Origin of the sequence: Eikenella glucosivorans (genome assembly GCF_016025525.2) — a bacterium.
Taxonomy (GTDB): domain Bacteria; phylum Pseudomonadota; class Gammaproteobacteria; order Burkholderiales; family Neisseriaceae; genus Eikenella; species Eikenella glucosivorans.
The window spans coordinates 55947-81286 of sequence record NZ_JACSGR010000003.1 but is presented as its reverse complement, the minus strand read 5'-3'; the positions used below and the strand labels follow the sequence as shown (position 1 = coordinate 81286).

The 25340-nt window shown below is 57.9% G+C and carries 19 protein-coding genes; 6 read left to right on the top strand and 13 right to left on the bottom strand.

Annotated features, from left to right (window positions below; translation table 11 throughout):
- Window positions 1-86: 86 nt before the first annotated feature.
- From H9Q10_RS04365 to ppsR, 9 genes are all read right to left on the bottom strand, one after another.
- Window positions 87-4181, bottom strand: a complete 4095-nt coding sequence (locus H9Q10_RS04365; RefSeq protein ID WP_197902814.1) for a pilus assembly protein — start codon at window positions 4179-4181, stop codon at window positions 87-89.
- Between the two features lie 293 nt (window positions 4182-4474).
- Complete coding sequence (locus H9Q10_RS04360; RefSeq protein ID WP_197902813.1) at window positions 4475-5740, bottom strand: F390 synthetase-related protein; 1266 nt, start codon at window positions 5738-5740, stop codon at window positions 4475-4477.
- 304 nt (window positions 5741-6044) lie between these two features.
- Window positions 6045-6851 (bottom strand): MBL fold metallo-hydrolase, encoded by an 807-nt coding sequence (locus H9Q10_RS04355; RefSeq protein ID WP_197902812.1) that lies wholly within the window; start codon window positions 6849-6851, stop codon window positions 6045-6047.
- Between the two features lie 111 nt (window positions 6852-6962).
- A complete protein-coding gene (locus tag H9Q10_RS04350; RefSeq protein ID WP_197902811.1) occupies window positions 6963-7622 on the bottom strand; it encodes a hypothetical protein in 660 nt (219 codons plus the stop codon).
- Between the two features lie 34 nt (window positions 7623-7656).
- Window positions 7657-8370, bottom strand: coding sequence for a bifunctional 2-polyprenyl-6-hydroxyphenol methylase/3-demethylubiquinol 3-O-methyltransferase UbiG (gene ubiG / locus H9Q10_RS04345; RefSeq protein WP_197902810.1), 714 nt, complete (start codon window positions 8368-8370; stop codon window positions 7657-7659).
- Window positions 8371-8509: 139 nt separating this feature from the next.
- A complete protein-coding gene (locus tag H9Q10_RS04340) occupies window positions 8510-8866 on the bottom strand; it encodes a hypothetical protein (RefSeq protein ID WP_197902809.1) in 357 nt (118 codons plus the stop codon).
- Between the two features lie 68 nt (window positions 8867-8934).
- Window positions 8935-9348 carry a hypothetical protein gene (locus tag H9Q10_RS04335; RefSeq protein WP_197902808.1) on the bottom strand — a complete coding sequence of 138 codons (414 nt, stop codon included), beginning with the start codon at window positions 9346-9348 and terminating at the stop codon, window positions 8935-8937.
- Between the two features lie 76 nt (window positions 9349-9424).
- Window positions 9425-11020 (bottom strand): ArnT family glycosyltransferase, encoded by a 1596-nt coding sequence (locus H9Q10_RS04330; RefSeq protein WP_197902807.1) that lies wholly within the window; start codon window positions 11018-11020, stop codon window positions 9425-9427.
- A 302-nt stretch (window positions 11021-11322) separates the two neighbouring features.
- The gene (gene ppsR, locus H9Q10_RS04325) at window positions 11323-12147 is read right to left on the bottom strand and encodes a posphoenolpyruvate synthetase regulatory kinase/phosphorylase PpsR (protein WP_197902806.1); all 825 of its coding nucleotides are present in this window, start codon (window positions 12145-12147) and stop codon (window positions 11323-11325) included.
- Window positions 12148-12309: 162 nt separating this feature from the next.
- Here ppsR and ppsA point away from each other — a divergent pair, with 162 nt between their 5' ends.
- The 6 genes from ppsA (at window position 12310) to H9Q10_RS04295 (ending at window position 20409) form a co-directional block, all read left to right on the top strand.
- Complete coding sequence (ppsA, locus tag H9Q10_RS04320; RefSeq protein ID WP_197902805.1) at window positions 12310-14703, top strand: phosphoenolpyruvate synthase; 2394 nt, start codon at window positions 12310-12312, stop codon at window positions 14701-14703.
- 319 nt (window positions 14704-15022) lie between these two features.
- Window positions 15023-15466 (top strand): hypothetical protein, encoded by a 444-nt coding sequence (locus H9Q10_RS04315; protein ID WP_197902804.1) that lies wholly within the window; start codon window positions 15023-15025, stop codon window positions 15464-15466.
- A gap of 192 nt (window positions 15467-15658) precedes the next feature.
- A complete protein-coding gene (locus tag H9Q10_RS04310; RefSeq protein ID WP_197902803.1) occupies window positions 15659-16741 on the top strand; it encodes a TerC/Alx family metal homeostasis membrane protein in 1083 nt (360 codons plus the stop codon).
- Between the two features lie 239 nt (window positions 16742-16980).
- Entirely contained in the window at window positions 16981-17406 is a 426-nt protein-coding gene (locus tag H9Q10_RS04305; protein ID WP_197902802.1) for a GNAT family N-acetyltransferase, read from the top strand.
- A gap of 284 nt (window positions 17407-17690) precedes the next feature.
- Window positions 17691-19754, top strand: coding sequence for a methionine--tRNA ligase (metG, locus tag H9Q10_RS04300; protein ID WP_197902991.1), 2064 nt, complete (start codon window positions 17691-17693; stop codon window positions 19752-19754).
- A gap of 142 nt (window positions 19755-19896) precedes the next feature.
- On the top strand, window positions 19897-20409 hold the full coding sequence (locus H9Q10_RS04295; protein ID WP_197902801.1) for a hypothetical protein: 513 nt from the start codon (window positions 19897-19899) through the stop codon (window positions 20407-20409).
- Between the two features lie 135 nt (window positions 20410-20544).
- On the opposite strand, the gene H9Q10_RS12115 is transcribed toward H9Q10_RS04295, so the two are convergent.
- The 4 genes from H9Q10_RS12115 to H9Q10_RS04275 all read right to left on the bottom strand — a co-directional run bounded on the left by H9Q10_RS12115 (window position 20545) and on the right by H9Q10_RS04275 (window position 25006).
- Complete coding sequence (locus H9Q10_RS12115; RefSeq protein WP_238480134.1) at window positions 20545-21240, bottom strand: OmpA family protein; 696 nt, start codon at window positions 21238-21240, stop codon at window positions 20545-20547.
- A 380-nt stretch (window positions 21241-21620) separates the two neighbouring features.
- Window positions 21621-22265 carry a TetR/AcrR family transcriptional regulator gene (locus tag H9Q10_RS04285; protein WP_197902800.1) on the bottom strand — a complete coding sequence of 215 codons (645 nt, stop codon included), beginning with the start codon at window positions 22263-22265 and terminating at the stop codon, window positions 21621-21623.
- Between the two features lie 331 nt (window positions 22266-22596).
- Window positions 22597-23625, bottom strand: coding sequence for a UDP-N-acetylmuramate dehydrogenase (murB, locus tag H9Q10_RS04280; protein WP_197902799.1), 1029 nt, complete (start codon window positions 23623-23625; stop codon window positions 22597-22599).
- Window positions 23618-25006, bottom strand: coding sequence for an MATE family efflux transporter (locus H9Q10_RS04275; protein ID WP_197902798.1), 1389 nt, complete (start codon window positions 25004-25006; stop codon window positions 23618-23620). Before H9Q10_RS04275 ends, murB begins: the two co-directional genes overlap by 8 nt.
- Between the last annotated feature and the right edge of the window lie 334 nt (window positions 25007-25340).

Genomic DNA, 25340 nt, shown 5'->3' with positions numbered 1-25340 from the left:
AACAACGGCACTTGAGCATTTATATCTAGCAGGCAAGAAAAAAGCCGTCTGAAATTTCAGACGGCTTTGCATTTGGCAGATAGAGATTAGTCGAAAATCTCACGCCAAGAGATACGGCGGATAAGGGCATGTTCAAAAGTATTCATCGGGACACCCATGTTGCCTGTATCACCGGCCAAGATATTCTGAATGCTTCTTTGACCATTAATCACAGCTTCTTTGGCAACACCGATCGGAGCCATGATACCGCCTACTTCCAGCATACCGCCCAATTTATCGGCACCATCAAAGCGGCCGTCTTTGTTGGTATCGAATGCCGGCAAATTATACTGACCACCATTCTGCAGATTCACTGCAATCAATGCCGTGGCACCATTTGCCTGACACACATCCGTACTATTCGGCAGACTGCGGACTGCCGTAAAAGTAGCCACACGGTTAGCTCTTATACCAGGTTGAGACACAATGGCCTGACCTGGGAGCAGTGTTAAACGCCAACCTTTATGGTTACTCTGCAAGGCATTCTGGCTAACCTGATAAAGTTTCTGCTGCAGGTTTTTGTTGGTTGAATAAATAGCATCAACGTCTTCACTACTACCAAAGCTCTGGCCCAACAAATCATTATCGCTAATAGGTCCTTGTTCAGCGAAGAGACCTAACGCATAGTTCTGCACGCCAGGCGCCACATCATTAAGCGAGAAATATTGACCAGTACCCACAATTACATACAGGTGACCGCCGGTTTGCACGATAGTCGGAGCAGCAGTAATCGGTGAGCCTGTGCCGCTGGGCGTGTACAAGGGCTGATTGTTATAAGCCTTAGCCCAAGTGCTACTGGTCGCATCATAATTCACGCGCCACATTTTGCCGCTCAAGTCGCCAACAAACACAGCTTCCGGGATATTGTCACCATTTTGGTCATAGATTGTAGGCTCACCTACACCTTCCTGACCCAGCGGTACTTTCCAGTAGTTGCGATTGAGCTGCCAAGCACCTCGGTTATCAGCACGCAAAATATACAGATAGCCACTATTGGAATTACTGTTTACGCCGCTGCTAAAGATCACAATCGGGTTGTTGTCTTTATCTTTGGCAATAGTCGGCTTGCCAACGGTTAATCCCAAATCGGAATCATCGGCATTTGAGAATTCCCATAACACATTAGAAGCGCTGGGATTGCTCAAATCAGTAACATCCAAGGCGTATACCGAAGCACCACCACGACCGGCCGAGCCCACCACAATAGATTTTGCTGTGTTGCCGAAGCAAACTTCGCCTGTAACCGGCGTACCATCGTTCAAATACTGATGCTGCGGGTTGTCTGTACGCAAAGACAAACTATACAGTTTTGGCAACGCTGTAGACGGAATATAGCCCATCACCTCACCACCATTCTGATCCAAAATATGCAGCACACCCGCATTGGAGGCAGTAGCATAAAAGTTTGGGCGAACAGTAATATTCTTATTGGTGTACTCACAACCATTAGGTTTCTGCTGCGGCGGTAAGATAGGTTGCACACCGGAATTGACAATGGTGCCTAGCAAGCCTCTTTCACGTTTGCGCCAAGCAGAACCTTCCAAGCTCGGATTCCCCAGTGTGTACTCAATCAGGCTGTTAGCAGACGCCCCAGCATTCATGCCACTCGAGAAATTACCCGCATTCCCAGTAGTAAACGGTACAGGACTACCGTTTGTACTTTCAGTAAACAACCTGCGAGAAGCCCAACCTGTTGCAGTATGGAATACTTCCAATTTTGCCGCGGCACGCCATGCCGGGGTAAAAGTGAGTCCGTTACCTTGGGCACCAATTCTCTGTGCAATCACATCCCCAGATAATTTATCTACATTATAAGAAGACTGTAAACCGAGTGAGTTGTTAATTTTCAGCGTTTCATTCTCATGCTCGGTTACCCCCACAAATGCTTGCGAAGGATCGGTATACTCATTAGCTTTGTCGAATGCCTCCTCTAAAGCTTTGGTCATATTTTCCGGGCTATTACCCAAAGCGAAGTTCCTCGGCATCCCATCGGGGAATAGCACCGGAGAGCTGCTGACTCCTGGTGCATCGGCAGTCCAGCTAGCACGATCATTATTTGGCATTACAACAGGATTTTTAGCATTGGGCGCATAGTTGAAACCACCATATTTGGCTGCCCAATAATAAGTATTACCGAGAGAAGCTGAGTTATCTTTCTCAAATCGACCAAAACCCGTTTCCAATACGTCGATGGTAAAGGTGTTGATATGCTGATCACCCGGAATATCTTTGCGAATGTCCTGCGTTCTGCCCCAATAAGCCAAGGCAACGAGACCTGCCGGAGAGTAATCGTTTTCATAGCCACTGCCAGTACGGCCCGCATATGAACCGCGAGACATATTCCATGAGTGTTCCCCATCCAAACCTTTGAATCGCTCTTGATCCAAAATACTCTTCAAAATCGCTTCTGTCTTAACCTCATCGTCATCTCTTACCCCGCTTTTCGAGCCAAAATTGGGCAAGTCTTTCTCGTCGTGGGTAAAAGTATCACCAATCAGAATCATGGTATTGGAGCGACATTGCGCCTCATTGGGAGAAGCCAAGCCGCGAGTGAGCGGGTCATCCCAATTGTAGATCAGCGGGAAACCGTCAGCCGCGTCCGGATGATTCCTAGCGTAGTTCCGCTGAGTTTGTTCATAATAAGCAGGCATACCTTTATGGCGCAAATAACGCTGAGCGGTATAGAACAGCTCGGCTGAAGTATCAAGGCCTTTATAGTTGCCGGCATCACCAAATTTATTGATGTAGTTGATGGCGCCGCTATTGGTCACACCGGTCTGTCCGGCATCATAACTATCTGGATTTACCGCCAACACACCGGTTCTTTCATCCCATTCTTTACCATAAACCACAGAACCTTGATTCTGCTCACGATCAAGATATTTCATACGGGTACGCAACACGCCGCCGCTCACATCATTCGTGTAGTTCAACTGATAGCTGAACACAGAGAAGCGAGCAGGGCGGCTATCCGGCCCGGAGCCACGGCCATATTTCTGCATCAAACCTTCCGGTTTATACACGCTGCCGTATTGGCGGCAGTTAGATGGCAAGCTAGACACGCCCAGCGTACCCGGATCACAAGCCTTTACCACCACCGGCAACCAGAAGTTTGTCAGATTAGGTTTGCCTTGAGAGGCGTTGTATGCAGTTTGCACGATAGACTTTGTAGCCCCCGGTGCAATATTGGGATTAATTAATGTACGGTCTTGATACATCAGCGCGCCATCACGGTTCATGCGCACCGGCGTAACAAAGAAGCTTTCATTCACAAAGAATATCTTGCCCGGCGTGCCGATTTTCTCAGAAGCTGCTACGTGGGACTGCTGCTGAGGCAGCTGTAAAGAAGCTTTGCCGGCGATAGGCGAAGCGTAGTAACGGAAACCCAACGCCCTAGGCAAGCCGGGCACATCTGAAGTAGTGGCAAAAGAATCCACCATACTGGCAGGAATAATCCTTTTCAGGAACATGAAGTCGCTCTGGCTCGGCGAAGTACCGATATCAATCCCTCTTAAGCGCAAACGATAGCCCTGACCACCGTTTTGTGAGTTCGGTTTCACATAGGCTCGGCGCAGGAATGTGCTGCTTGTGGTATCGCCAGCCTCATAGTTAGCTGGAGCATTACCCATGCCGCGCGCCCGGTTACCGCCAGTCAGTGAGGAACGGAAAATATCCACGGCAGACATGGTGAGCCAGTTCAGGAAGTTGCCACTATATTCGTCAGTATTACCGGAGCACAAACCCACGTTACCAGCAGCATCAGTGCTGGCTCTGGAAGAAACCTCAAAATACCCGCTAGTGCTGCCATATTCTTTAAATGTATAGCACTTGGTATTATCGAAATAACCGAGATAATAGCGCTTCCATTGATTTTGCCGTTCAGCCTGCTTGCTACCAATCACCAAGGTAGGATACTGGCCATCCATAAATTCGTTATTGGAATAGGCTGCACCGGCTGTCGGGTGCTCTACGGATGGCGTCAGGGTGATGTTCGGGCCGTGCTTGATGGTTACGCCCGATAGAGGAATATTGCTGATGGGCACAATTGCCGCTTGAGCGGTGAAGCTGAAGCCGAAAATGGCCGCCGCCAATATGGTTGGCTTGAAATGTTTTTGTAGATTAGGAGTTTTCATTTCTGTCATTCCATTGCTTTGGGTAGATAAGTAACGCTTTCCTATCATTGGTAAATTCTATAGCCGCAAGAAAAGCAATAGAATTTACTTTATCTGGCAGTTTCTATTATAACTCGTTTTCCCACAAAGAAAAACCAAGACAGGTATCCCTGTAGCAAGCAATTTTGCTGCCATACGCACCGTGTGCCTTCAATATTTCTTACCCATCCACTTCCAAGCAGCAAAAAGCTTCTTCCCACAGCTTTTTTTGTTCTCCCCCTGTTTAGTGGGTGATTGGCTCGCCAAATTCCAGATTTTCAGCCTTACTTCCCTTCCACACACACAATCCGCCGACGCTTTTTGGTGAAATCCTGCTCCGGTGCGCGTGCGTCCAGCCGCCATTCCAGCCCGGCTGCGGGCACGCCTTGGGCGGCGAAAAAAGCGTTGAGGTGGGCGGTGAACGCTTGCCACTGTTCGGCGGGAAGAGCGGCCTGCAGGGTCAGGATGTGCCGTTCTTGGGTGAGGCGGTAATCGACATTCCACGGCAGGATTTGGGCGATGGCGCGCGACACGGCATCGGCAAACAAGGTTTTCTGCCCGAACACAAGCGCATCGTCGCAGCGGCCTTCGATGCGGCTCAATACGGTGCAGGCGCTGCCGCAGGGGCAGGGCTCGCGGCTCACGGCCAGCACGTCGTTCAGCCGGTAGCGCACGATGGGCTGTGTTTGGCGCGTGAAATCGGTGATAACGGGCACGAAGCGTTCATCGTCCAGCCATTCGCGCTCGAAACAGACAAATTCTTCGTTCAGATGCAGCCGCCCGTGCGCACAGGTGGCGGCGAGAAAACCTTCAGTGGCCTGATACACCTCGTGCAGATTGGGGAACACGCTTTGGATAAACTCGCGCTCCGCCGCACCTAACACTTCCGCTGCCGACACCACCTTTTTCGGCGCCAGCTTCAACCGCCCTGCCCGCACTGCCGCCGCCAAGGCCGCTAACACCTGCGCCGGTGCCACCACAATGCTGGGCTGCTGGCGTTCGGCCTCGGCCAGCAAATCGGCAAACGGGCGGAACAAATCGTAATAGGCAAACGACAGGCAGGGCGTTCTCACCGCCTGATAAAGATTACTGCCAGCACGCAGAAACAGCGCCACCCGCTCGCCGCTCAAGAGGCCGTTCGGCAGCATTTTGGCCAACATAATGCCCGCCCACACCGCCTGTTCGCGCGGCGACACGGCAAACAGCCCGCGCATGCCCGACGTGCCGGAAGACAGGCCGATGCTGATGCCGTTGATGGTGGGCGAAAAATCACGGCTCTGCTCGGCGCGCAAGACCAGCACCATGGCTTCGTCTCGGTTCAGCCCGGCGGTGTTCATACGGCTGAACTCCTGCATCATCAGCGCCTTATCCATCTGCGGCCATTCAGTGAACGGCTTTTTCAGGTAGCCTGAGAAATAGGGGCTGCGGCTGAGGGTGCGCTCGAAGAAGCGTTGCAGCTGTTGCTGTTGGTAGCATTCCAAAGCCTGGCGGCTGGTGAAACGCAGGCGGTGGGCGCGGTGGTAGGCGGCGAGCAAAGGGAGCAGGCGCATGAGTAGGCTTTCGGGATGGGTTGGGATTTTTAGCTTCGCAGAAACTCGCTACGCTCGTTTTGGCGAAACTCGCTACGCTCGTTTTCAGGTAGCCTCATGGCGTTGGGGTGGCCTGAAAACAGAATAGTTGGTTTGCTTTCAATCAGTTTAACTGCATGGCAATACTTTTTCAGGTAGCCTTTTGCGCAGGGAGGCTACCTGAAAACGAACGCAGTGAGTTTCTGCGAAGCTAAATTTTCCGCCGCCATGCGGGCCGAGCAGAAATGCCGCCAAGCTGCATTTGAACTGTGTTGCCATGGCGCTTTCAGGTAGCCTCTTGTTCAAATTCGTGGCTGAGGTACACGGGGATTTGCGGGCTGAGCGCGGCGAGCTGGTTTAAAGTGTTTTGGAAGGCGGCGGCATCGTCCATAATCAGGCGGCTCACAGCGGCGGGCGGGCGGTTTGCGCGGAAATTGCGCTGCGACCAGGCGGCATCGGCGGCCAGCAGCACCCAGCCGCGCTCGGTGTGCACGAAGGCACCCAAATGGCCGGCGGCATGGCCGGGAAGCGGCAGCAGCACGATTTCGCCGCCGCTCTCCGGCAGCGCCCAGCCGCGTTCAAACGGTTTCAAGTTTTCAGGCAGCCTCTGCACGGCAAAGGCTTCGGCGGCCAGCAGGCGGCTTTCTACATCCTGCGGCATCAAATCGGGCAGGAAGCCTTTGAGCAAGGCGGGTAGGCCGCGCAGACGGCGGATTTTCGCCCAGCCTTCGCCCGAGGCAATCAGCGGCACAGCGGGGAAATCTTTCAGGCCGGCGATATGGTCGCCGTGGAAATGCGAGAGGATGATGCCGCTCAAATCGCGGACGCGCAGCCCTTGGGCGGCCAACTGCGCCGCCATGCCCTGTTCGGACGAAAAATACACGGGCGTGACCCAGCGGTAGAGCCGGTACACGCCGCGCGCGGCATCGAAAAAATGGTTGGCATAGCCCGTGTCCCACAGCCAAAAGCGGCCGCGCGCCTCGAGCAGGAACACCCGTGCGGGAAACTGGCAGGCGCGCCAGCCCGCCCCGCGCACCGCCACGCAGGCGGGGTGGGTGCAGTATCCGGCGCTGAAGAAATGGATTTTGGCCATGTTTTTGGATGCTTGGCTGAACGTGAATGTGTTGGATAACGGCTGTTTATTTTTCAGGTAGCCTCTAAGTGAAGGAAGGCTACCTGAAAAATTGGGCGGCATACTGCGCGATTAGCGTTGTGCGGCCTGCTGGCGCTGCCATTTTGCGCGGTGTGTGGGTTCGTAGGCGAGATTGGTCACGGTCAGCCCGGCGATGCCGTTGTTCACCTCGGCAGGAACGATAAGGGCAAACAAATCGCCGCGCTTGAATTGCTGCCAGCCTTCTTCGTCTATAACTTTCTGCCGCTCCTCGGCGGTAACAAACATCCCGCTGTTTAAAATGGCAAACTCCTGCTCCGTGAGCTGCGGATACGGCGCAAAACCGATGATTTCCAGCTCGCGTACAAACGGGGCAACATCTTTATCCGCACGAAACAGCGCCACCATTTGCAGCACTTTACTATCGCCATCGAATACCAAAACGTGCTGCGGGATATTGCCGCGGATTTCGCGCTGATACACTTCAATCGCGCCGGAATCATCGGTAAGAATCCGGTTGCCGAAACTCATGTAGCCACCGTTGAGCCGCTGCAAATCCGGATACAGCGCCCTCGCCTGCTCCAACGTAGTTTTACCCACTTCCACATTTTGCAGGATGGGTGCAGACGGTGCGGCCGGCGCATTGCTTTGTTCGGCAGGTGCGGAATCCGTCCAGCCTCCGCTGATTTTCACTTCGCACCCGCCCAACGCGGCCAGCACAAACAACAACAAAGCAATTTTGATTTTGCGCATCACGATTATCCCTTATGCAGCGACATTTGCCCGTTTAACCCGCCGCGCGGCAGGCAATCATATAGTTCACATCGGTTTGCCGGCAGAGGCGGTAGCGGCGGGTGAGCGGGTTGTAGGTGAGGCCGCTGGCGGCCGCCACGCTCAGCCCGGCCTGGCGGCAGAGGCGGGCGAGGTCGGCGGGATTGATGAAGCGCTGCCAGTCGTGCGTGCCTTTGGCCACCAGGCCTAGCACATATTCAGCGGCCACGATGGCTTGGGCATAGGATTTAGCGGTGCGGCTGAGGGTGGAGAAAAACACGGCGCCACCGGGCTTGGCGAGCCGGGCGCAGGCGGCAATCACGGAGGCGGGGTCGGGCACGTGCTCGAGCATTTCCATGCAGGTGACCACATCGTAGGCGGCGGGCTGCTCGGTGGCGAGCGCTTCCACGCTGACGCAGCGGTATTGCAGGTTGGCCAGCCCTTGCTGTTCGGCGTGGGCTTGGGCTACCTGAAGGGATTTTTCGGCCATGTCGATGCCGAGCGCCTGCGCGGCTTCGCGGGCGAGGGCTTCGCTGAGGATGCCGCCGCCGCAGCCCACGTCCAGCACGCTTTTGCCGGCGAGGCCGCCGCTGTGTTCGCGGATGAAGCCGAGGCGCAGGGGGTTGATGTCGTGCAGGGATTTGAACTCGCCATCGGGATCCCACCATTGGGCGGCGAGGCGGCTGAATTTGTCGATTTCGGCGGCATCAACGTTTGGGGTTTGGGTCATGCGGTTCTCCTGACAGGGGTTCGGCTGGACGGAAACGGCACTGCATTTCTAGCTGCGCCGGAGCTGCCGTTTTCAGGTAGCCTGTTTCCGGCTAAAGGCTACCTGAAAAAGGCAGCTTCAACGCAGTTGAAATACGGGTTTAGCGGCTGCCGCTGCCGTAGCGTTGCAGGCTGCGCTGTACGGAATTTTTGATGGCGGCGCAGTATTGTTGCGGCTCTTTGCCTTCGGTTTGGCGGCTCAGGAAGCTGCGGGCTTCTTCTTTGCCCAGCACCCGCTCGCAGCCTTCTTGTTCGAGCCGGGATATGGCGGCGTCGAAGGCGGCTTTGTAGCGCTCGTCTTGTTCGGCCGAGGGCTGGCAGACGGAGGCATAGGTAACGATTTCGAAGCTGTCTTTCAGGTAGCCTTGGCATTGCTGTTTGCTGGCTTGGGCGGGGGCGGCCTGCACCAGCGCGGGCAGGAAGGCGGCGGCGAACAGGGCGAGATGACGGGCTTTCATTTGGGTTTCCTTATCTTGTGGTTTCGGTTGGATTGGGGGCTACCTGAAATTTCAGGTAGCCTTCGGCATTAGCGGCTGCGATAGCGCTGTTCGATGGTGGGCATTTCGGTTTTGATGGCAGCGCAGTATTGCTGCTCGGTGCGGCCGGGAACGCGGTTGATGTCGGCACGCGTAATGGCGCGCAATTCTTCGCGTTTGACCACGCTGGGGCAGTTGCCGTCCACAAAGCGCCGGCGCACGTTTTCCACGGCGGCGCGGTAACGCGCGGTGCTTGCCGCGTCGGTTTGGCATTCGCCGGTGATGAAGGTGGAGAGTTTGAAGCCGTCGAGCAGATAGGCCTCGCATTGCTGGCGGTCTGCTTGCGCGGCAGGCCGGGCGGCGGTTTGCGGCTGGCTCTGCGGGGCAGATGATGATGCGGCGCAGCCGGTAAGGGCGGGCAGCGCAATGGCAGCCAAAAGCAGTTTGGTGTTGAGTTTGCGCATGATGTTTTCCTGATTGGTGGCAGCAGTGGAGCAGGCTACCTGAAAATGCTGCCAAGGTTTTCAGGTAGCCTTTGAATTATTCCGCCCGCTGCCACAACACAAAGGCCTCGTGCTTCTCGCGCGGGCGGGCGGCCACAGAGAGCTCGGCGGCATTTGGCACGGCATCGCGGCGCAGGGTGGCCACGAAGCGGCAATCCTCGCCCAGCGGGTAGCGGCTGTATTCCTGCCAGGCGCGGCGCACCAGCGGGTGACGCGCGGACACGCAGGCATCGGCGGGCAGCGCCATCTCCAGCCGCTCCACCACCGGGCGGTAGCTTTTGGCCGCATCCAGCCAAGGCAGGAACAGCGTGAGGATGAGCGACCAGCACAGCGTGAGCCCCGCCGCCCAGTTGGTAACCGCCTGCCGCCCGCGCACGTATTTGCGCGTGATGGCCAGCAGCCACACCGGCGTGAACAGCACCGCCACAATCACCGGAAAATAATCGATATCCCGCTGGTAATACGGACTGAAATAAGCCGCCCGCTCGGCCAACTTGGCCGGCCAGCCGAAATTCATGGCGAAAAAGCCGAGCCACACAAACAACGCCAGCGAGCCGAAAGTCATGATGCCGAACCAGTTGAAAAACGCCGCCGCGCCACGCCGCAATTGGTCGGCCTGCGCCGCTGCCGCCAGCACCAGGGGCGGCAGCAACACCAGCAGGTTGTCTTCGGTGCGCTGCGGTGAGGCGGCCAGCATAAGGCTGAACACAGCCAGCCAAATCAGGCACAGGCTGTTCCAGCCGTGGCGCGGCAGTCGGCGCTGGCGGTAGAGCGTCCACAAAGCCAGCGGCCAGGCGGGAAAGGCGAACCAAAGCAGGTTTTTCAAGTAATAGCCGGCGGAAAAACTGAAATCCAGCCCGCCGAAGCCGCCGAAGGGCGCGAGCGCATGATGCCGCCACCATTGCAGGAAAGCTTCGGGCGACAAGCCGTTGAGCACCAGCGGCCACACAAACAGCAGGGGCAGCGTGAGCCCGGCGGCGGCCAGGAGCGTGAGCCAGAAGCGCTTGTTGTGCCAATGCTTGTCCAGCGGCAACAGCGCCGTGGTGAGCATCACGCCGATGAGCGGCACCAGGCTGCCGGAAATCGAGAGCACCGTCCAGCCCAAGAGCGTGAGCACAATCGCCTTCACCGTTTTCTGCCGCGCCATCGCCAGCGCGTAAAAACTTAGGCTCAAGCCGCACAGGGCAACGATCTGCCCGCCGATGAAATGGCTCATCATCAGCAAGCCCGGGCAGCCGATGAGCACCAGCACCGCCGTGCGCCCGTTGCGCCGCCCCAAAAGCATCCGCCCCGCGCCGCCCACGGCCGCCATCGACACTGCCGCGAGCGCCGCGTTCACCATGCGCACCGCCTCATACGGCGGCAGGCGCCCGAACAGTTTCAAAAACAGCACCGAGAGCCACACATACAAAGGCGGCACATCCCAATGCAACACATCCCCATCCAGCGGCAGCCACCACTGTCCGCCTTCCACCGCCTGCCGGATCACGGCATACACCTGCGGCTCGTCTTGCCACAAATCGTGGGCAAACACGCCCGGCCACAGCCAAACGAAAGCCAGCAGCAGCAAAAGCCAGGGCCGCTCATAGGTGGGCGGGGCGGAACGTTGCTCGGGCGGAACATAGGTCAGCATGGGATTTCCAGCGGAATTCGGATTGGGCGCTATTGTATAGCAAACCGCCCGCGACGGCAGGGGCGCAGGATAAGGAGGCTACCTGAAAACTGAAATAGGGTTTTAGCTGCGCCGAAACTCAGCTTCCTGCGGAAACGTGGTTTTAGCTTCGCAGAAACTCAGCCTTGGCTTCGCCAAGACTTCGTTTTCAGGTAGCCTTTTGTTGTGCTTGTTTGCGATAGGTTGGGCCACATTAAAGGCTACCTGAAAAATAGTTCGCCTTATTTTCAGGTAGCCTTTTCGGTTGTGGCGCCAACGCGGGCTTAGGTGCGCCGTTGCAGTTTGCAGGCCTGCATGATGCCGGCGGCGAGCTCTTCCACGGATTTGTGGGTGGTGCTGGTGTGGGGGATGCTGTGCTGGCGGAACATAGATTCGGCTTCGTGCACTTCGCGCCGGCAGTTTTCGGGGCTGGCGTATTGGGAATTGGGGCGGCGCTCGGTGCGGATGTGGTGCAGTCGGGCGGGATCGATGGTGAGGCCGAAGATTTTGGCTTTGTAGGGCTTGACCATGCGCGGCAGGTCGGTGCTGTCCAAATCGTCGGGGGTGAGGGGGTAGTTGGCGGCGCGGATGCCGTATTGCAGGGCGAGGTAGAGGCAGGTGGGGGTTTTGCCGCTGCGGGATACGCCCATGAGGATCACGTCGGCATCGGCCAGGTCTTTGGCGGATACGCCGTCGTCGTGGTTGAGGGAGAAGTTCACGGCTTCCATGCGGGCGTCGTAGCGCTCGGTGTCTTGTATGCCGTGGGTGCGCCCCACTTGCAGCACGGCTTGGGTGCCGAGCTCTTCTTCGAGCTTGTTGATGAAGGCGTCGAAAAAGCTCAGGTGCAGGCCGTTGCAGTTGCGGATGATGTGGCGGATGTCTTCGTTTACGATACTGGTGAAGATGATGGGGCGCAGGTTGCAGCCTTCGGCGATTTTGTTGACTTCGGCCACGATGCGTTCGGCTTTTTCGGGGGTGTCGATGAAGGGGTAGGTGAAGCGTTTAAATTCGATGTTGTCGAACTGGTTGAGCAGGGCGTCGCCCATGCCTTCGGCGGTGAGGCCGGTGCGGTCGGAGATGAAAATGGCGTGGCGGGTGCAGGGCGGCATGGTGTGGATTCCTTTCAGGTAGCCTTTGATACAGGTCAGACGGATGAATGAAACAAGCGCCGTATTCTAGCAGCTTCCCGCGCCCGGGGCATGACAGAAGCACGGCCAGCGGCTAAAATAGCCCCGCTTTCCCTCAATCACCTATATAGGACGGAATAGAACATGTCTGGCAACAATGTAATCTGGTTTGAAAATCTGCGTATGACCGACGTGGAGCAGGTGGGCGGCAAAAACGCCTCCCTGGGCGAAATGATCAGCCAGCTGGCTGAAAAAGGCGTGCGCGTGCCCGGCGGCTTTGCCACCACGGCCGAAGCCTACCGCGCCTTCCTCTCGCACAACGGGCTGAACGAGCGCATTTCCGCCGCCCTGGCCGCCTTGGATGTGGACGACGTGGCCGAGCTGGCCCGCGTGGGCGCGCAAATCCGCCAGTGGATTCTGGAAACGCCCTTCCCCGCCGAGCTGGAAGCCGATATCAAAGCCGCGTGGGACAAACTGGTGGCCGACGCCGGCACCGACCAAATCTCCGTGGCCGTGCGCTCCTCTGCCACCGCCGAAGACTTGCCGGATGCCTCCTTTGCCGGACAGCAGGAAACCTTCCTCAACATCCAGGGCCTGGACAACGTGAAAGAAGCCATGCACCACGTGTTCGCCTCGCTCTACAACGACCGCGCCATCTCCTACCGCGTACACAAAGGCTTCGCACACGACGTGGTGGCCTTGTCTGCCGGCGTGCAGCGCATGGTGCGCTCCGACAGCGGCGCCTCCGGCGTGATGTTTACCATCGACACCGAATCCGGCTTCGACCAAGTGGTGTTCGTTACCGCCTCCTACGGCTTGGGCGAAACCGTGGTGCAGGGCGCGGTCAACCCCGACGAATTCTATGTGCACAAGCCCATCCTGCGCCAAGGCCGCCCCGCCATCCTGCGCAAAACCATGGGCTCCAAGCTGATTAAGATGATCTTCTCCGACACTGCCGAAACCGGCAAATCCGTGCAGGTGGTGGACGTGGACGAAGCCGAGCGCAAACGCTTCTCCATCAGCGACGAAGAAATCACCGAGCTGGCCAAATACGCGCTGATCATCGAAGAGCACTACGGCCGCCCGATGGACATCGAATGGGGCCGCGACGGCCTGGACGGCAAGCTCTACATCCTGCAAGCCCGCCCCGAAACCGTGAAATCGCAGGAAGAGCGCAACAGCACCCTGCGCCGCTACCGCATCGAAGAAAAATCCGCCGTATTGTGCGAAGGCCGCGCCATCGGCCAGAAAATCGGCCAAGGCACCGTGCGCCTGATCAAAACCGCCGCCGAGATGGACCAAGTGCAGCCCGGCGACGTGTTGGTAACCGACATGACCGACCCGGATTGGGAACCGGTGATGAAGCGCGCCTCCGCCATCGTCACCAACCGCGGCGGCCGCACCTGCCACGCCGCCATCATCGCCCGCGAGCTGGGCATTCCGGCGGTAGTGGGCTGCGGCGATGCCACCGAAGTGCTCAGCAGCGGCCAGAGCGTGACCGTATCCTGCGCCGAAGGCGACACCGGCCTGATTTACGAAGGCCTCCTGAAAGTGGAAATCATCGACCTGGCGCTCGACAACATGCCCGCCTCGCCGGTAAAAATCATGATGAACGTGGGCAACCCCGAGCTTTCCTTCGGCTTCTCCAGCCTGCCCAGCGAAGGCATCGGCCTGGCGCGCATGGAATTCATCATCAACCGCCAAATCGGCATCCACCCGCGCGCGCTGCTCGAATTCGACCGCCAAGACGCCGAGCTGCAAGCCCAAATCACCGACCGCATTTCCGGCTACGCCTCCCCGGTGGATTTCTACATCGACAAGCTGGCCGAAGGCATCGCCACCCTGGCCGCCTCCGTGTATCCGAAAAAAGTGATCGTGCGCACCTCCGACTTCAAATCCAACGAGTATGCCAACCTGCTCGGCGGCAACCTGTATGAGCCGCACGAAGAAAACCCCATGCTCGGCTACCGCGGCGCCGCCCGCTACGTTTCGCCCGATTTCAAAGACTGCTTCGCCCTCGAATGCAAAGCGCTCAAACACGTGCGCGACGAAATGGGCCTCACCAACGTGGAAATCATGATTCCCTTCGTGCGCACCCTGAACGAAGCCGAAGCCGTGATCCGCCTGCTGAAGGAAAACGGCCTCGAGCGCGGCAAAAACGGCCTGCGCCTGATCATGATGTGCGAACTGCCCACCAACGCCGTGCTGGCCGAACAGTATCTGAAATACTTCGACGGTTTCTCCATCGGCTCCAACGACATGACCCAGCTCACCATCGGCGTGGACCGCGACAGCGGCGGCCCGATTGCCGGCACCTTTGACGAGCGCGACCCGGCGGTGAAAGTGATGCTGCACCTGGCCATCAAAGCCTGCCGCAAGCTGAACAAATACATCGGCATCTGCGGCCAAGGCCCCTCCGACCACCCCGACTTCGCCAAATGGCTGGTTGAGCAGGGCATCGAAACCATTTCGCTCAACCCGGACACGGTGATCGAAACCTGGCTCTACCTCTCCAAAGAGCTGTCGCCCAAGCAGTAAGCCCGGCCGGCAGGCTGTAGCAAAGGCTACCTGAAAATTCAGCTTCGCAGAAATCCGCGCTGCTTTTTTCAGGTAGCCTCAATTACGCCCCGCCCTCACGCACGGCAGGCAAACCGTTCTGCCTTTTGCAGCATTATGCAAATTTTGCTGCCGCCGCCCGCGGCTTGAATTACAATGCCGCCCTGCGAAAGGCTACCTGAAATTCCGGCTTGGCAGCACCCCCGCTTTGCCGCGTTTTAACTTCATTGAAGTTCGCGTTTTCAGGTAGCCTCTGGCAGGCAGCTTCCGCCCCGCCCACTCCCCCGAAAGGCCGCCCGATATGAATAACTTCATCATCACCCCCTTCGAATCGGTCAACACCGGCTCGGAGATTTTCCGTTTGGACGCCACTTTCGACAGCATCAACCGAGAATGGGGCGAAGCCGGCCGCATCCTGATCGACAACATCATGCGCCAAACCACCGAATACCGCTCCGCCTGCAAGCTGATCTACCGGCATGACGGCAGGCAGCTCAAATCCATCGTCTGCAACAAGCACACCCACCCCACGCTAAACGGCCTGCCCGTATTCTCCGAAGAGAGCATCGCCGCCTGGAAAACGCAATACGATTACATGGAAGACAAATACTACCTCACCATCCCCGATTTAGGCATATGCATCGGCGGCATGGGCGGCAAGAAACTCCCCAAAGGAGAAGGCCGGCAAGTGATTGTGTTTGCGCGCAGCGAGGTGGAGTATTACAAAATGTTTGTGCAGGTATAGTGGATGAACAAAAACCAGTACCGCGTTGCCTCGCCTTGCCATACTACCTGTACTGCCTGCGGCTTCGTCGCCTTGTCCTGATTTTTGTTCATCCACTATATAAACCGTTTTCAGGTAGCCTGCTTCCCGCCCAAACCTGCCTGTGTTTTTCAGGTAGCCTCCATCACACACCACCACCATAAGGATTCCCCCATGACCACCCATTTAGGCTTCCCGCTGGAAACCGTTGCCGTTTTCATCGTTTTATCGGTGGGCGCGATTGCCATCGATTTGTTTGCCCACCGCAGCGACAAGCCCATGTCGCTCAAAAGCGCCGCGCTGTGGTCGGTGTTTTGGGTGCTGGTGTCGCTGGCGTTCGGCGGCTATCTGTGGGTGCACCACGGCAGCGAGACGGCCAGCCTGTTCCTCACCGGCTATGCGCTGGAAAAAGTGCTGTCGGTGGATAACCTGTTTGTGATCATGGCGGTGTTTTCCTGGTTCAACATCCCCGAGGGGCTGCGCCACCGAGTGCTGTATTGGGGCATCATCGGCGCGATTGTGTTCCGCCTGATTTTCGTGGCCATCGGCACCGGCCTCTTGGCGCTGGGCCCGTATGTGGAAATCCTGTTTGCGCTGATTGTGGGCTGGACGGCGGTGATGATGCTGCGCCGCGACGACGAAGCCGAGGCCAACGAAGACTACTCCGAACACCTGGCCTACCGCTGGGTGCACCGCTTCCTCCCGGTGTGGCCGCGCCTCCACGGGCACAACTTTTTCCTGCGCGGCCACGAGCTCGCCGAAGCGCGCCGCCAACACCCCGACGTGCACCTCGAACCGGCCGGCGAAGACCTGAAACACCCGGAGCAAAACCACCCGCAGCCGGTGAAAAAAGGCGCGCTGGTGGCCACGCCGCTGTTTTTGTGCCTGGCCATCATCGAGCTTTCCGACGTGATGTTTGCCTTCGACAGTGTGCCAGCGGTGATTGCCGTGTCTAAAGAGCCGCTGATTGTGTATAGCGCCATGATGTTTGCCATCCTCGGCCTGCGCACCATGTATTTCGTACTCGAAGCCTTGCGCGGGCGGCTGGTGCACTTGGAAAAGGCCGTGGTGGCGCTGCTGTTTTTCATTGCCGTAAAGCTCGCCCTCTCCGCCTCCGAGCACTTGTTCCACCACGGCTATGAGATTTCGCCCAATGCTTCGCTCGTGGTGGTGCTGGTGGTGCTGGCGCTGGGCGTGGGCGCATCTTTCGTGTTCCCCGAAAAGCCCGAATCCGAAGCGGGCGATAAGCAGCCTTAAACGCAGAAGCTGCCTGAAAACACGAGCTTCAACAAAGTTAAAATCAAAACGCCGGCTTCCGCGCAGCAGCCCGATGCCTTGCGAAGCAAGGCTGCGATTCTACAAAGCCAAAAGTCAATCGGCATTTTTCAGGTAGCCTCATCTTCCGTGCAAAGGCTACCTGAAAACGAACGAAGTGAGTTTCTGCGAAGCTAAAACGCTGGCTTCAGCGCAGCCAAAATACTTCCCCAGCCAACCGAATGATCACCATCCAAGCCTGCAACAGCGCCGAACACCGGCAAACCATCCTCTCCCGGCTGAAAGCCTACAACCAGGCACACAGCCCCTGGCTCGCCGCCCACCCCGATACCGCGCCCGAACAGGCCGACTTCCTCGCGTTCGACGGCGGCACCCTGGCCGGCGGCATCATCGGCGCGGTGGCCTACAACTGGTATGCGCTGGACCTGCTTTATGTTGGCGCAGCCTACCGCCGGCAAGGCCTGGGCAGCCGCCTGCTCGGCCAAGCCGAAACCTTTGCCCGCCACCGGGGGCTCACCGGCATCCGCCTGGAAACCTGGCGCTTCCAAGCCAAAGATTTCTACCTGAAAAACGGCTACCGTATCTTTGCCGAACTGCCCGACTGCCCGCCCGGCACTACCGTATATTTCATGAGCAAAACCCTGTAAGCCCCGCCGCCCGCCCCTTTCCCGACGCTTGAAAGCGCGGGCTGCAACATAAGTTCAACCGCCGCACCCGCACAGTCAAAAACCAAACGGCGGCGCCAACAAAATTTTCAGGTAGCCTCATCCGCCATCTTGAGGCTACCTGAAAACTTCCCCCTTGCCGCCCGAAGAAGCCTTCCCGGCGTTCAAACATGCCCCCGGCCGGCCTCACCCATGCGGGCCGCAGCCCGTTTGTGGCATAATACCGCCCTATTTTTCACTCTCCGAAAAGCCGCCGAACCATGACCATGAGCAAACCCCGCAAAATCCTCGTAACCTCCGCGCTGCCCTACGCCAACGGCAGCATCCACCTCGGCCACATGGTCGAACACATCCAAACCGACGTCTGGGTGCGCTTCCAAAAACTGCGCGGCCACGAATGCCACTACTGCTGCGCCGACGACACCCACGGCACGCCCGTCATGCTCGCCGCGCAAAAACAAGGCGTTGCGCCCGAAGACATGATTGCCAAAGTGCGCGAAGAGCATTTGGCGGATTTCACCGGTTTCCACATCGGCTACGACAATTATTACAGCACCCATTCCCCCGAAAACAAAGCCCATTCCGAGCGCATCTACCGCGCCCTCAAAGCCAACGGCAAAATCGAAAGCCGCGTCATCGAGCAGCTTTACGACCCTGAAAAACAAATGTTCCTGCCCGACCGCTTCGTCAAAGGCGAATGCCCCAAATGCCACAGCCAAGACCAATACGGCGACAACTGCGAAGTCTGCGGCACGACCTATTCCCCGACCGAACTGATCAATCCGTATTCCGCCGTATCGGGCGCGAAACCCGAATTGCGCGAATCCGAACACTTCTTCTTCAAGCTCGGCGAATGTGCCGACTTCCTCAAAGCGTGGACGGGCGGCAGCAATCCGCACGACGGCAAGCCCCACCTGCAACCCGAAGCCCTCAACAAAATGAAGGAATGGCTGGGCGAAGGCGAAGAAACCTCGCTGTCCGACTGGGACATCTCCCGCGACGCGCCCTATTTCGGCTTTGAAATCCCCGACGCGCCGGGCAAATATTTCTACGTCTGGCTGGACGCGCCCGTCGGCTATATGGCGTCGTTCCAAAACCTGTGCGACCACATCGGCATCGACTTTGACGAATATTTCAAAGCCGACAGCCAAACCGAGCTGTACCATTTCATCGGCAAAGACATCCTCTATTTCCATGCCCTGTTCTGGCCCGCCATGCTGCACTTTTCCGGCCACCGCGCCCCCAGCGGCGTCTATGCACACGGTTTCCTGACAGTTGACGGCCAAAAAATGTCCAAGTCGCGCGGCACGTTCATCACCGCCAAATCCTATTTGGAACAAGGCCTGAACCCCGAATGGATGCGCTACTATATCGCCGCCAAACTCAACAGCAAAATCGAAGACATCGACTTGAACCTGCAAGACTTCATCTCGCGCGTCAACAGCGATCTGGTCGGCAAATACGTCAACATCGCCGCCCGCGCGTCAGGTTTCATTGCCAAACGCTTTGAAGGTCGTCTGAAAGACGTTTCAGGCAGCCGGTTGCTGAATAAACTTGCCGCCGAAAGCGACAACATCGCCGAGCAGTACGAAAACCGCGAATACGCCCGCGCCCTGCGCGACATCATGGCCTTGGCAGACGCCGTAAACGAATACGTCGATGCCAACAAACCTTGGGAACTCGCCAAACAGGAAGGCATGGAAAACCGCCTGCACGAAGTATGCAGCGAACTCATCAATGCCTTCGCCATGCTGACCGCCTACCTCGCCCCCGTGTTGCCGCAAACCGCCGCCAACGCCGCCAAATTCTTGAATTTGGAAGCCCTCACTTGGGCGAATACGCGCGAAACACTGGGCGAACACGCCATCAACAAATACGAACATTTAATGCAACGAGTGGAGCAAAAACAAGTGGACGACCTGATCGAAGCCAACAAACAAAGCATCGCCGCCGCAGCCGCGCCTGCCGCCGAAGAGAGCAAATACGAAAAAGTCGCCGAACAGGCGAGCTTCGACGACTTCATGAAAATCGACATGCGCGTCGCCAAAGTGTTGAACTGCGAAGCCGTCGAGGGCAGCACCAAACTCTTGAAATTCGACCTCGATTTCGGTTTTGAAAAACGCATCATCTTCTCCGGCATCGCCGCCTCCTACCCGAACCCTACCGAATTGAACGGCCGCATGGTCATCGCCGTCGCCAACTTCGCCCCGCGCAAAATGGCGAAATTCGGCGTATCCGAAGGCATGATTCTGAGCGCCGCCACCGCCGAGGGCAAACTGAAGCTCTTAGACGTCGATGCCGGCGCGCAACCGGGCGACAAAGTCGGTTAAACCGTAAAGCCAACCGCCTTTCTACGCCGGCGGAACAAGCTTCCGGCAGCCCCGCTTTTTTCAGGTAGCCTCACCTAGGCTACCTGAAAATGTCTATTCCTGTTTCAAGTAAGCTCTGTTTTCACAAAACCCAAGGAATCCCATGCGCCAAATCCCCACCCTCCTCCTACTCGCCGCCCTGTCCGCTCCCGCCGCCGCACAACACCAGCCAGCCTCCCCGGCTGTTTTTCATACAGGGTGTGAACAATTGCATAAAGATGTCAATACCTTGGCTAACGGCAGCCTGTGCTACCGCGGCAACTCGGAAGCAGCCGAGTATTTCAACGAATTATCCATGGTATTGCTGTTCAGCCACCCCAAAGTGGATCAATGCCGCCAACAGACAAGCCACGACCTTCAGCAAGAGCGTGCCGCCAATGCCACCAGCCCCGCAAACAGCGATTTGGGCAAACAGTGCGCCGACAGCCGCGCCGAACGCGCCCGCCTGCGTCGCCAAATAGAAGCCTTTGCTGATGAAAAAATGCCCGAATACGCCGCCGAAGAAGCACCCAAACGCGGCCTCACCGCCACCGAGCTGCTGCGCCAAACCCGTGCCGAAGAAGCCGCGCGCCGCGCCCGGGTGGATGCCTATATCCGGCAGGCGGAAGGGCAATAGCTCCCCCTTGCCTCTTCAAGCGAAAAGGCTACCTGAAAATTTAGCTTCGCAGAAACTTCGCTGCGTTGCGTTTTAGCTTCGCAGAAACTCGCTGCGCTCGTTTTCAGGTAGCCTTTTGTTCCGGCAGCCGAAGCCTTATTTGCCCGCTTCGCCCGAAGCAATCAAAATTTCCACGCGGCGGTTTTGCGCACGGCCTTCCGGGTTGTCCGAACCGTCGGGCTTGGCATTGGGCGCCACCGGATCGGCCGCGCCTTTGCCTTCCACCGCAATCGCCTGTTTCACGCCGTGGCGCACCAGCCAGTCTTTCACCGACTGCGCGCGGCTCACCGACAGGCGGCGGTTGTATTCCGCGCTGCCTTTGGCGTCGGTGTAGCCCACGATGGTAACCTTCGCCGCCGCGCCGCGCTCGTTAATCATCGCCGCCACTTTTTCCAGCGCGGCATCCGCTTCCGGTTTCAGCCCGGCCTGGCCGAAATCAAACAGCACGTCAGACGACAAATTCACTGCCGTGCCCTGCGCGGTTTCGCGGGTGGCGAGCGTATCGCCCTGCGCCATATTGCGGGCGGATTCCTTCATGCCGCTGTCCGACAGGCTGCTCAAGCCGGTAGGGGCCGCGCCCTGCGGCTGGGAAACGACCACGCCTTCGGAAGCCGTCGAAGCAGCCGCATCGGAAACGGCGGCAGCGGAAGCCTCCGACACCGCAGCCGCATCAGACACGGCCGAAGCCTGGCTCGCGGCAGAGGCATCCTGCGCCGCGCCGGATTGCTGGCCGCCGCAGGCAGACACGGCAAACAGGGCCGCCAAAACAACAGACAAAGTTTTCAAATTCATGGTGTTCACTCCTATCGGATGGAAGTCAAACGAAACGGCCGCCACAGCAAGCCGGCATCTCCGCACCGCCAACAAGCCTTTGCCAACCGGCCAATCCGGCGCGGAAACAGGCAGATAGTACCGCAAAACAGGCTGGCGGAAAATCGATTGCCAGCAAAGCGCACCCAACTTCTCCGGGATATTTTCAGGTAGCCTTCCGCCCTGCCGCATCGGCTGCATGAAAGCTCAAAAGGCTACCTGAAAACCGAAAAATAGTTTTCAGATAGCCTTTGGTTTGTTCTGTAGCTGAAGGTTGGGCTACCTGAATTTTTCAGGCAGCCTCCAATGGCAAACGGCGGCTGGAATTTCTTCCTGCCGCCGTGCCGCATTGCCTGCGCAGTTCACGAGCGGTATTGCGCCATCAGCTCGCAGTAGTTTTGGTAGTGCTCTTTGGCCACGAAGCCGCGCACCAGGCTCATGGTTTGGTAGATGCCGCGGCGTTTGGCGCCTTCGTTCCAATTGCCGATGTGCTGGGAGTTGTCGAAATCAAACCAGTATTTGGTGAGCAGCCATACGTTTAGGCCGAGCTCGCGCAGGGCTTCGTCGTCGGCGTCGAGGATGCCTTTGGCGCGCAAATCGGTGAATATCCGCACGAGCAGTGGGGAGATTTTGATGTGGGTGAATTCGTTGTGCTCGCCCAGAAGCTGTTTGCTGCGGGTGAGCATGGTGTTGACATCGCTGAATAAAAAGCGGTATTCCCAGAGGATGTCGTATACGCCGCTCATGTAGTCGCCCATTTTGGCCATGTTGTCGGGCAGGGGGGTTTGCTGGATGTAGTCGAGCAGCTTGCTGCTGTAGCGCTGGAAGAGCTGGACGATGATTTCGTCTTTGTTTCTGAAGTGGTAGTAGAGGTTGCCGGGGCTGATGCCCAGGGCTTGGGCGATGTGGTTGGTGCTGATTTTGCGCTCGCCTTCTTCGTTGAAGAGCTTGAGGCTGATGTCCACCACGCGGTCGTAGGTGCTGGGTTTGCCGTTTTTCTTGGTCATGCTCGTGTCTCCATCGCTATGCTTCTTCCTGTCCGGCAGCCTGTTTGCAAAAAGCGGCAACGATGCTGCCTGCCGCCGCGATTATAGCCGTCTCTGCCCTCATCGGTATAGTGGCGGCAACTTTATGCCCGCATAAAAGGCGGGAATAATTGCCCAATCTTCGGCTTGGGCAGGCGGCTGGCCTTAGCGCCAAACTATCGGATTGGCAAAGATATAAAGGCTACCTGAAAAAAGCAGCACCATAAAATGCGGCAATAATTTTTCAGGTAGCCTTCTCCAAACGGCTTCAGGCTACCTGAAAATAGGGCACATCGTTTTTCATCAACTTTCATCAACTGCCCAGCCACACCGGCTCGGGCTCCAGCCGCACGCCGAAACGTTGGAACACGCAGCCGCGCACATGCTCGGAGAGGCGGCGCACATCCTCCGCGCTCGCCCCGCCGAGGTTGACCAACACCAGCGCCTGCTTTTGGTGCACGGCGGCATGGCCTTCGCGGTGGCCTTTCAAGCCGCATTGGTCGATCAGCCAGCCGGCGGCGAGTTTGGCCCGGCCGTTTGGCTGCGGATACACCGGCACCGCGGGATGCCGCCGTTTCAGCGCAGCGGCCTGCTCCGCCGGCACGATCGGGTTTTGATAGAAACTGCCGCAGCTGCCGGTTTGCGCCGGGTCGGGCAGCTTGCGCCGGCGGATGCGGCACACGGCTTCGGCCACGATGGCGGCGGTGAGCGGCGCGCCGGCGGCCACGGCTTCGGCTTCGCTCTGCACGTCGCCATAATGCAGCTTGGGCTGGAACGCGGTATCCAGCGCGAACGTTACCGCCGTAATCACATAGCGCCCGCCGGATTGCTTGAACAGGCTGTTGCGGTAGGCGAAGCGGCAGGCGGCATTATCGAAGCGCACCGGCCGGCCGGCATCCAAATCCCAAGCCTGCACGGCTTCGATGCGGTCTTTGGCTTCCACTCCGTAAGCGCCGATGTTCTGCACCGGCGCGGCGCCCACCGTGCCGGGAATCAGGCTCAGGTTTTCCAAGCCGCTCAAGCCCAGCGCGATGGTGTGCTGCACGAAATCGTGCCAGTTTTCGCCGGCCTGCGCGGTGAGCCGCACTTTGCCGCCGCCCGCCGGCTCAGGCGCGCCGATGCCTTTGTTGGCCATGCGCACCACCAGCCCATCGTAATCCTGCATAAAGAGCACATTGCTGCCGCCGCCGAGCCACAGCACGCTGTCGCGGCGGTATTCCGGCAGACGCAGGATTTCAGGTAGCCTTTGGGCGCTTTCCAGTTCGCACAGGGCAGAGGCGCGCGCAGGGAGGCCGAAAGTGTTCAACCTGCTCAAATCGGCATCGTGCAGCAGTTTAATCATCGTCTTGATGCTCCAGCATTTCTTCGCTCACTCCTTCCAAACACCACAGCAAGGCCACCGCCGCACACATCAGCGACAACACCAGCGCCGCCCAGAAGCCGTAAATCCCCATGCCCGTGCCGAATGCCAAGAGGCAGCCCAGCCCGAGGCCGACCACCCAAAACGCGATGGCGTGGATCACCATCGGCAGTTTGGTTACCTTATAGCCGCGCAGGGCGTAGGAAGAGATGCTTTGGATGGCGTCAGCCAGCTGGAAGGCGGCGGCAAACAGCAAAATGGTGGCGCCCAGCTGGATCACGGCCGCGTCGTCGGTATAAATCCGCATAATCGGATAGCGGAACAACACGGTAAGCACCGCGGTAACAATCGACAGCACCGCGCCGGAAGCCAGCGCCACACCTGCGGCATAACGTGCCTGGAAATAACGGTCGGCGCCGATGGAAAAGCCCACGCGCACGGTTACCGCCGCGCCGATGCCCTGCGGAATCACGTAAATCAGGCTGGTGATGCTGTTCACCACCTGCTGAGCGGCCACGTGGTCTTCGGCATTGCCGGGCAGGCGGGCGATCAGCATCATCATCACGGTAAACAGGCTCACTTCCAAGAAGAAAGACAAGCCGATCGGCACGCCCAATTTAGTGATTTGGCGCAGGATTTTGGCATCCGGCCTGGTGAAGCGCGAAAGCAGGCCGAAGCGCTGGAAATATTTCTGTTTGGCAATGTATGCCCACAAGGCGGCGGCGTTAAACCAGAACACCAGCGCGCTGGCCAGGCCGCAGCCCGCGCCGCCTAGGGCCGGCATACCGAAATCGCCGTACACAAACACATGGTTGAGCGGGATATTCATAAACAGCGTGATCCAGCTCATCCACATAATCGGTTTCGGCTTGCCCAGGCTGGAGGCGAAGGCGTGCAGCGCGCGGTGCACCATGGCCGCCGGCATCGACAAGGCCACGAAGCCTACATATTGCGTGAACTGCCGCTCCACTTCCGGGCTCAAATCCAGATAATGGTTGATCGGCTTCACCATCAGCCACAGTATCACCATGCCCACCAAGCCCAGCATCAGGCCATACCACATGCCCTGCCGCCCCAGTTCGCCCACCTGCTCGGTTTCGCCCGCGCCGTGCGCCTGGGAAATCATCGGGTTGAGCGCGGTCATGATGCCCAGGAAGGTGATGAACACCGTAACGAAGGCGCTGCTGCCCAAGGCCACGGCGGCCAAATCCGGCTTGCCCGCGCCGCCCGCCATCACCGTATCCACAAACCCCACCCCCACCTGGGCAATCTGAGCCAGCAGCATGGGCATCGCCAAGGAGCCCAACTGGCGGGCTTCTTTGCGGAAAACGGCGGGGGAATAACGGTTTAAGTCGAGCAGCATAATCAAATGAAAGAGTGGAACACGGGCGGTATTTTAGCAGAAACGCAACATAAGTTGTAGTAACGCAACACTCCTGCCCCTACTTCCCAATCACACTAAATCGCCAAATCCCCATGATTGGCAAACAAAAATGCCAATACTCCGCCCCACGGCGGCATTTATATAAAGGTGTTGTTTGCCTGCCGCCCGCGGGTGGACAAAATCAATCAAACGTGAATCATCTCCCCCGCGCCAAACAGGGATTGCATCAGGCTACCTGAAAATCCGCCCGCCATGCCGCCGCACGCCTTTTGCATTGCGAAGCATCCGGCTTCGTTTTCAGGCGGCACATAGC

Excerpts from the sequence above, each read along its gene's own strand:
- H9Q10_RS12115 (WP_238480134.1), bottom strand. The coding sequence starts at position 21,240 with ATGAATTTGAAAACTTTGTCTGTTGTTTTGGCGGCCCTGTTTGCCGTG.
- ubiG (WP_197902810.1), bottom strand. The coding sequence starts at position 8,370 with ATGACCCAAACCCCAAACGTTGATGCCGCCGAAATCGACAAATTCAGC.
- ppsR (WP_197902806.1), bottom strand. The coding sequence starts at position 12,147 with ATGCCGCCCTGCACCCGCCACGCCATTTTCATCTCCGACCGCACCGGC.
- H9Q10_RS04310 (WP_197902803.1), top strand. The coding sequence starts at position 15,659 with ATGACCACCCATTTAGGCTTCCCGCTGGAAACCGTTGCCGTTTTCATC.
- H9Q10_RS04330 (WP_197902807.1), bottom strand. The coding sequence starts at position 11,020 with ATGCTGACCTATGTTCCGCCCGAGCAACGTTCCGCCCCGCCCACCTAT.
- H9Q10_RS04335 (WP_197902808.1), bottom strand. The coding sequence starts at position 9,348 with ATGCGCAAACTCAACACCAAACTGCTTTTGGCTGCCATTGCGCTGCCC.
- ppsA (WP_197902805.1), top strand. The coding sequence starts at position 12,310 with ATGTCTGGCAACAATGTAATCTGGTTTGAAAATCTGCGTATGACCGAC.
- H9Q10_RS04315 (WP_197902804.1), top strand. The coding sequence starts at position 15,023 with ATGAATAACTTCATCATCACCCCCTTCGAATCGGTCAACACCGGCTCG.
- H9Q10_RS04360 (WP_197902813.1), bottom strand. The coding sequence starts at position 5,740 with ATGCGCCTGCTCCCTTTGCTCGCCGCCTACCACCGCGCCCACCGCCTG.
- H9Q10_RS04275 (WP_197902798.1), bottom strand. The coding sequence starts at position 25,006 with ATGCTGCTCGACTTAAACCGTTATTCCCCCGCCGTTTTCCGCAAAGAA.
- H9Q10_RS04295 (WP_197902801.1), top strand. The coding sequence starts at position 19,897 with ATGCGCCAAATCCCCACCCTCCTCCTACTCGCCGCCCTGTCCGCTCCC.
- metG (WP_197902991.1), top strand. The coding sequence starts at position 17,691 with ATGAGCAAACCCCGCAAAATCCTCGTAACCTCCGCGCTGCCCTACGCC.
- murB (WP_197902799.1), bottom strand. The coding sequence starts at position 23,625 with ATGATTAAACTGCTGCACGATGCCGATTTGAGCAGGTTGAACACTTTC.
- H9Q10_RS04340 (WP_197902809.1), bottom strand. The coding sequence starts at position 8,866 with ATGAAAGCCCGTCATCTCGCCCTGTTCGCCGCCGCCTTCCTGCCCGCG.
- H9Q10_RS04365 (WP_197902814.1), bottom strand. The coding sequence starts at position 4,181 with ATGACAGAAATGAAAACTCCTAATCTACAAAAACATTTCAAGCCAACC.
- H9Q10_RS04355 (WP_197902812.1), bottom strand. The coding sequence starts at position 6,851 with ATGGCCAAAATCCATTTCTTCAGCGCCGGATACTGCACCCACCCCGCC.
- H9Q10_RS04285 (WP_197902800.1), bottom strand. The coding sequence starts at position 22,265 with ATGACCAAGAAAAACGGCAAACCCAGCACCTACGACCGCGTGGTGGAC.
- H9Q10_RS04305 (WP_197902802.1), top strand. The coding sequence starts at position 16,981 with ATGATCACCATCCAAGCCTGCAACAGCGCCGAACACCGGCAAACCATC.
- H9Q10_RS04350 (WP_197902811.1), bottom strand. The coding sequence starts at position 7,622 with ATGCGCAAAATCAAAATTGCTTTGTTGTTGTTTGTGCTGGCCGCGTTG.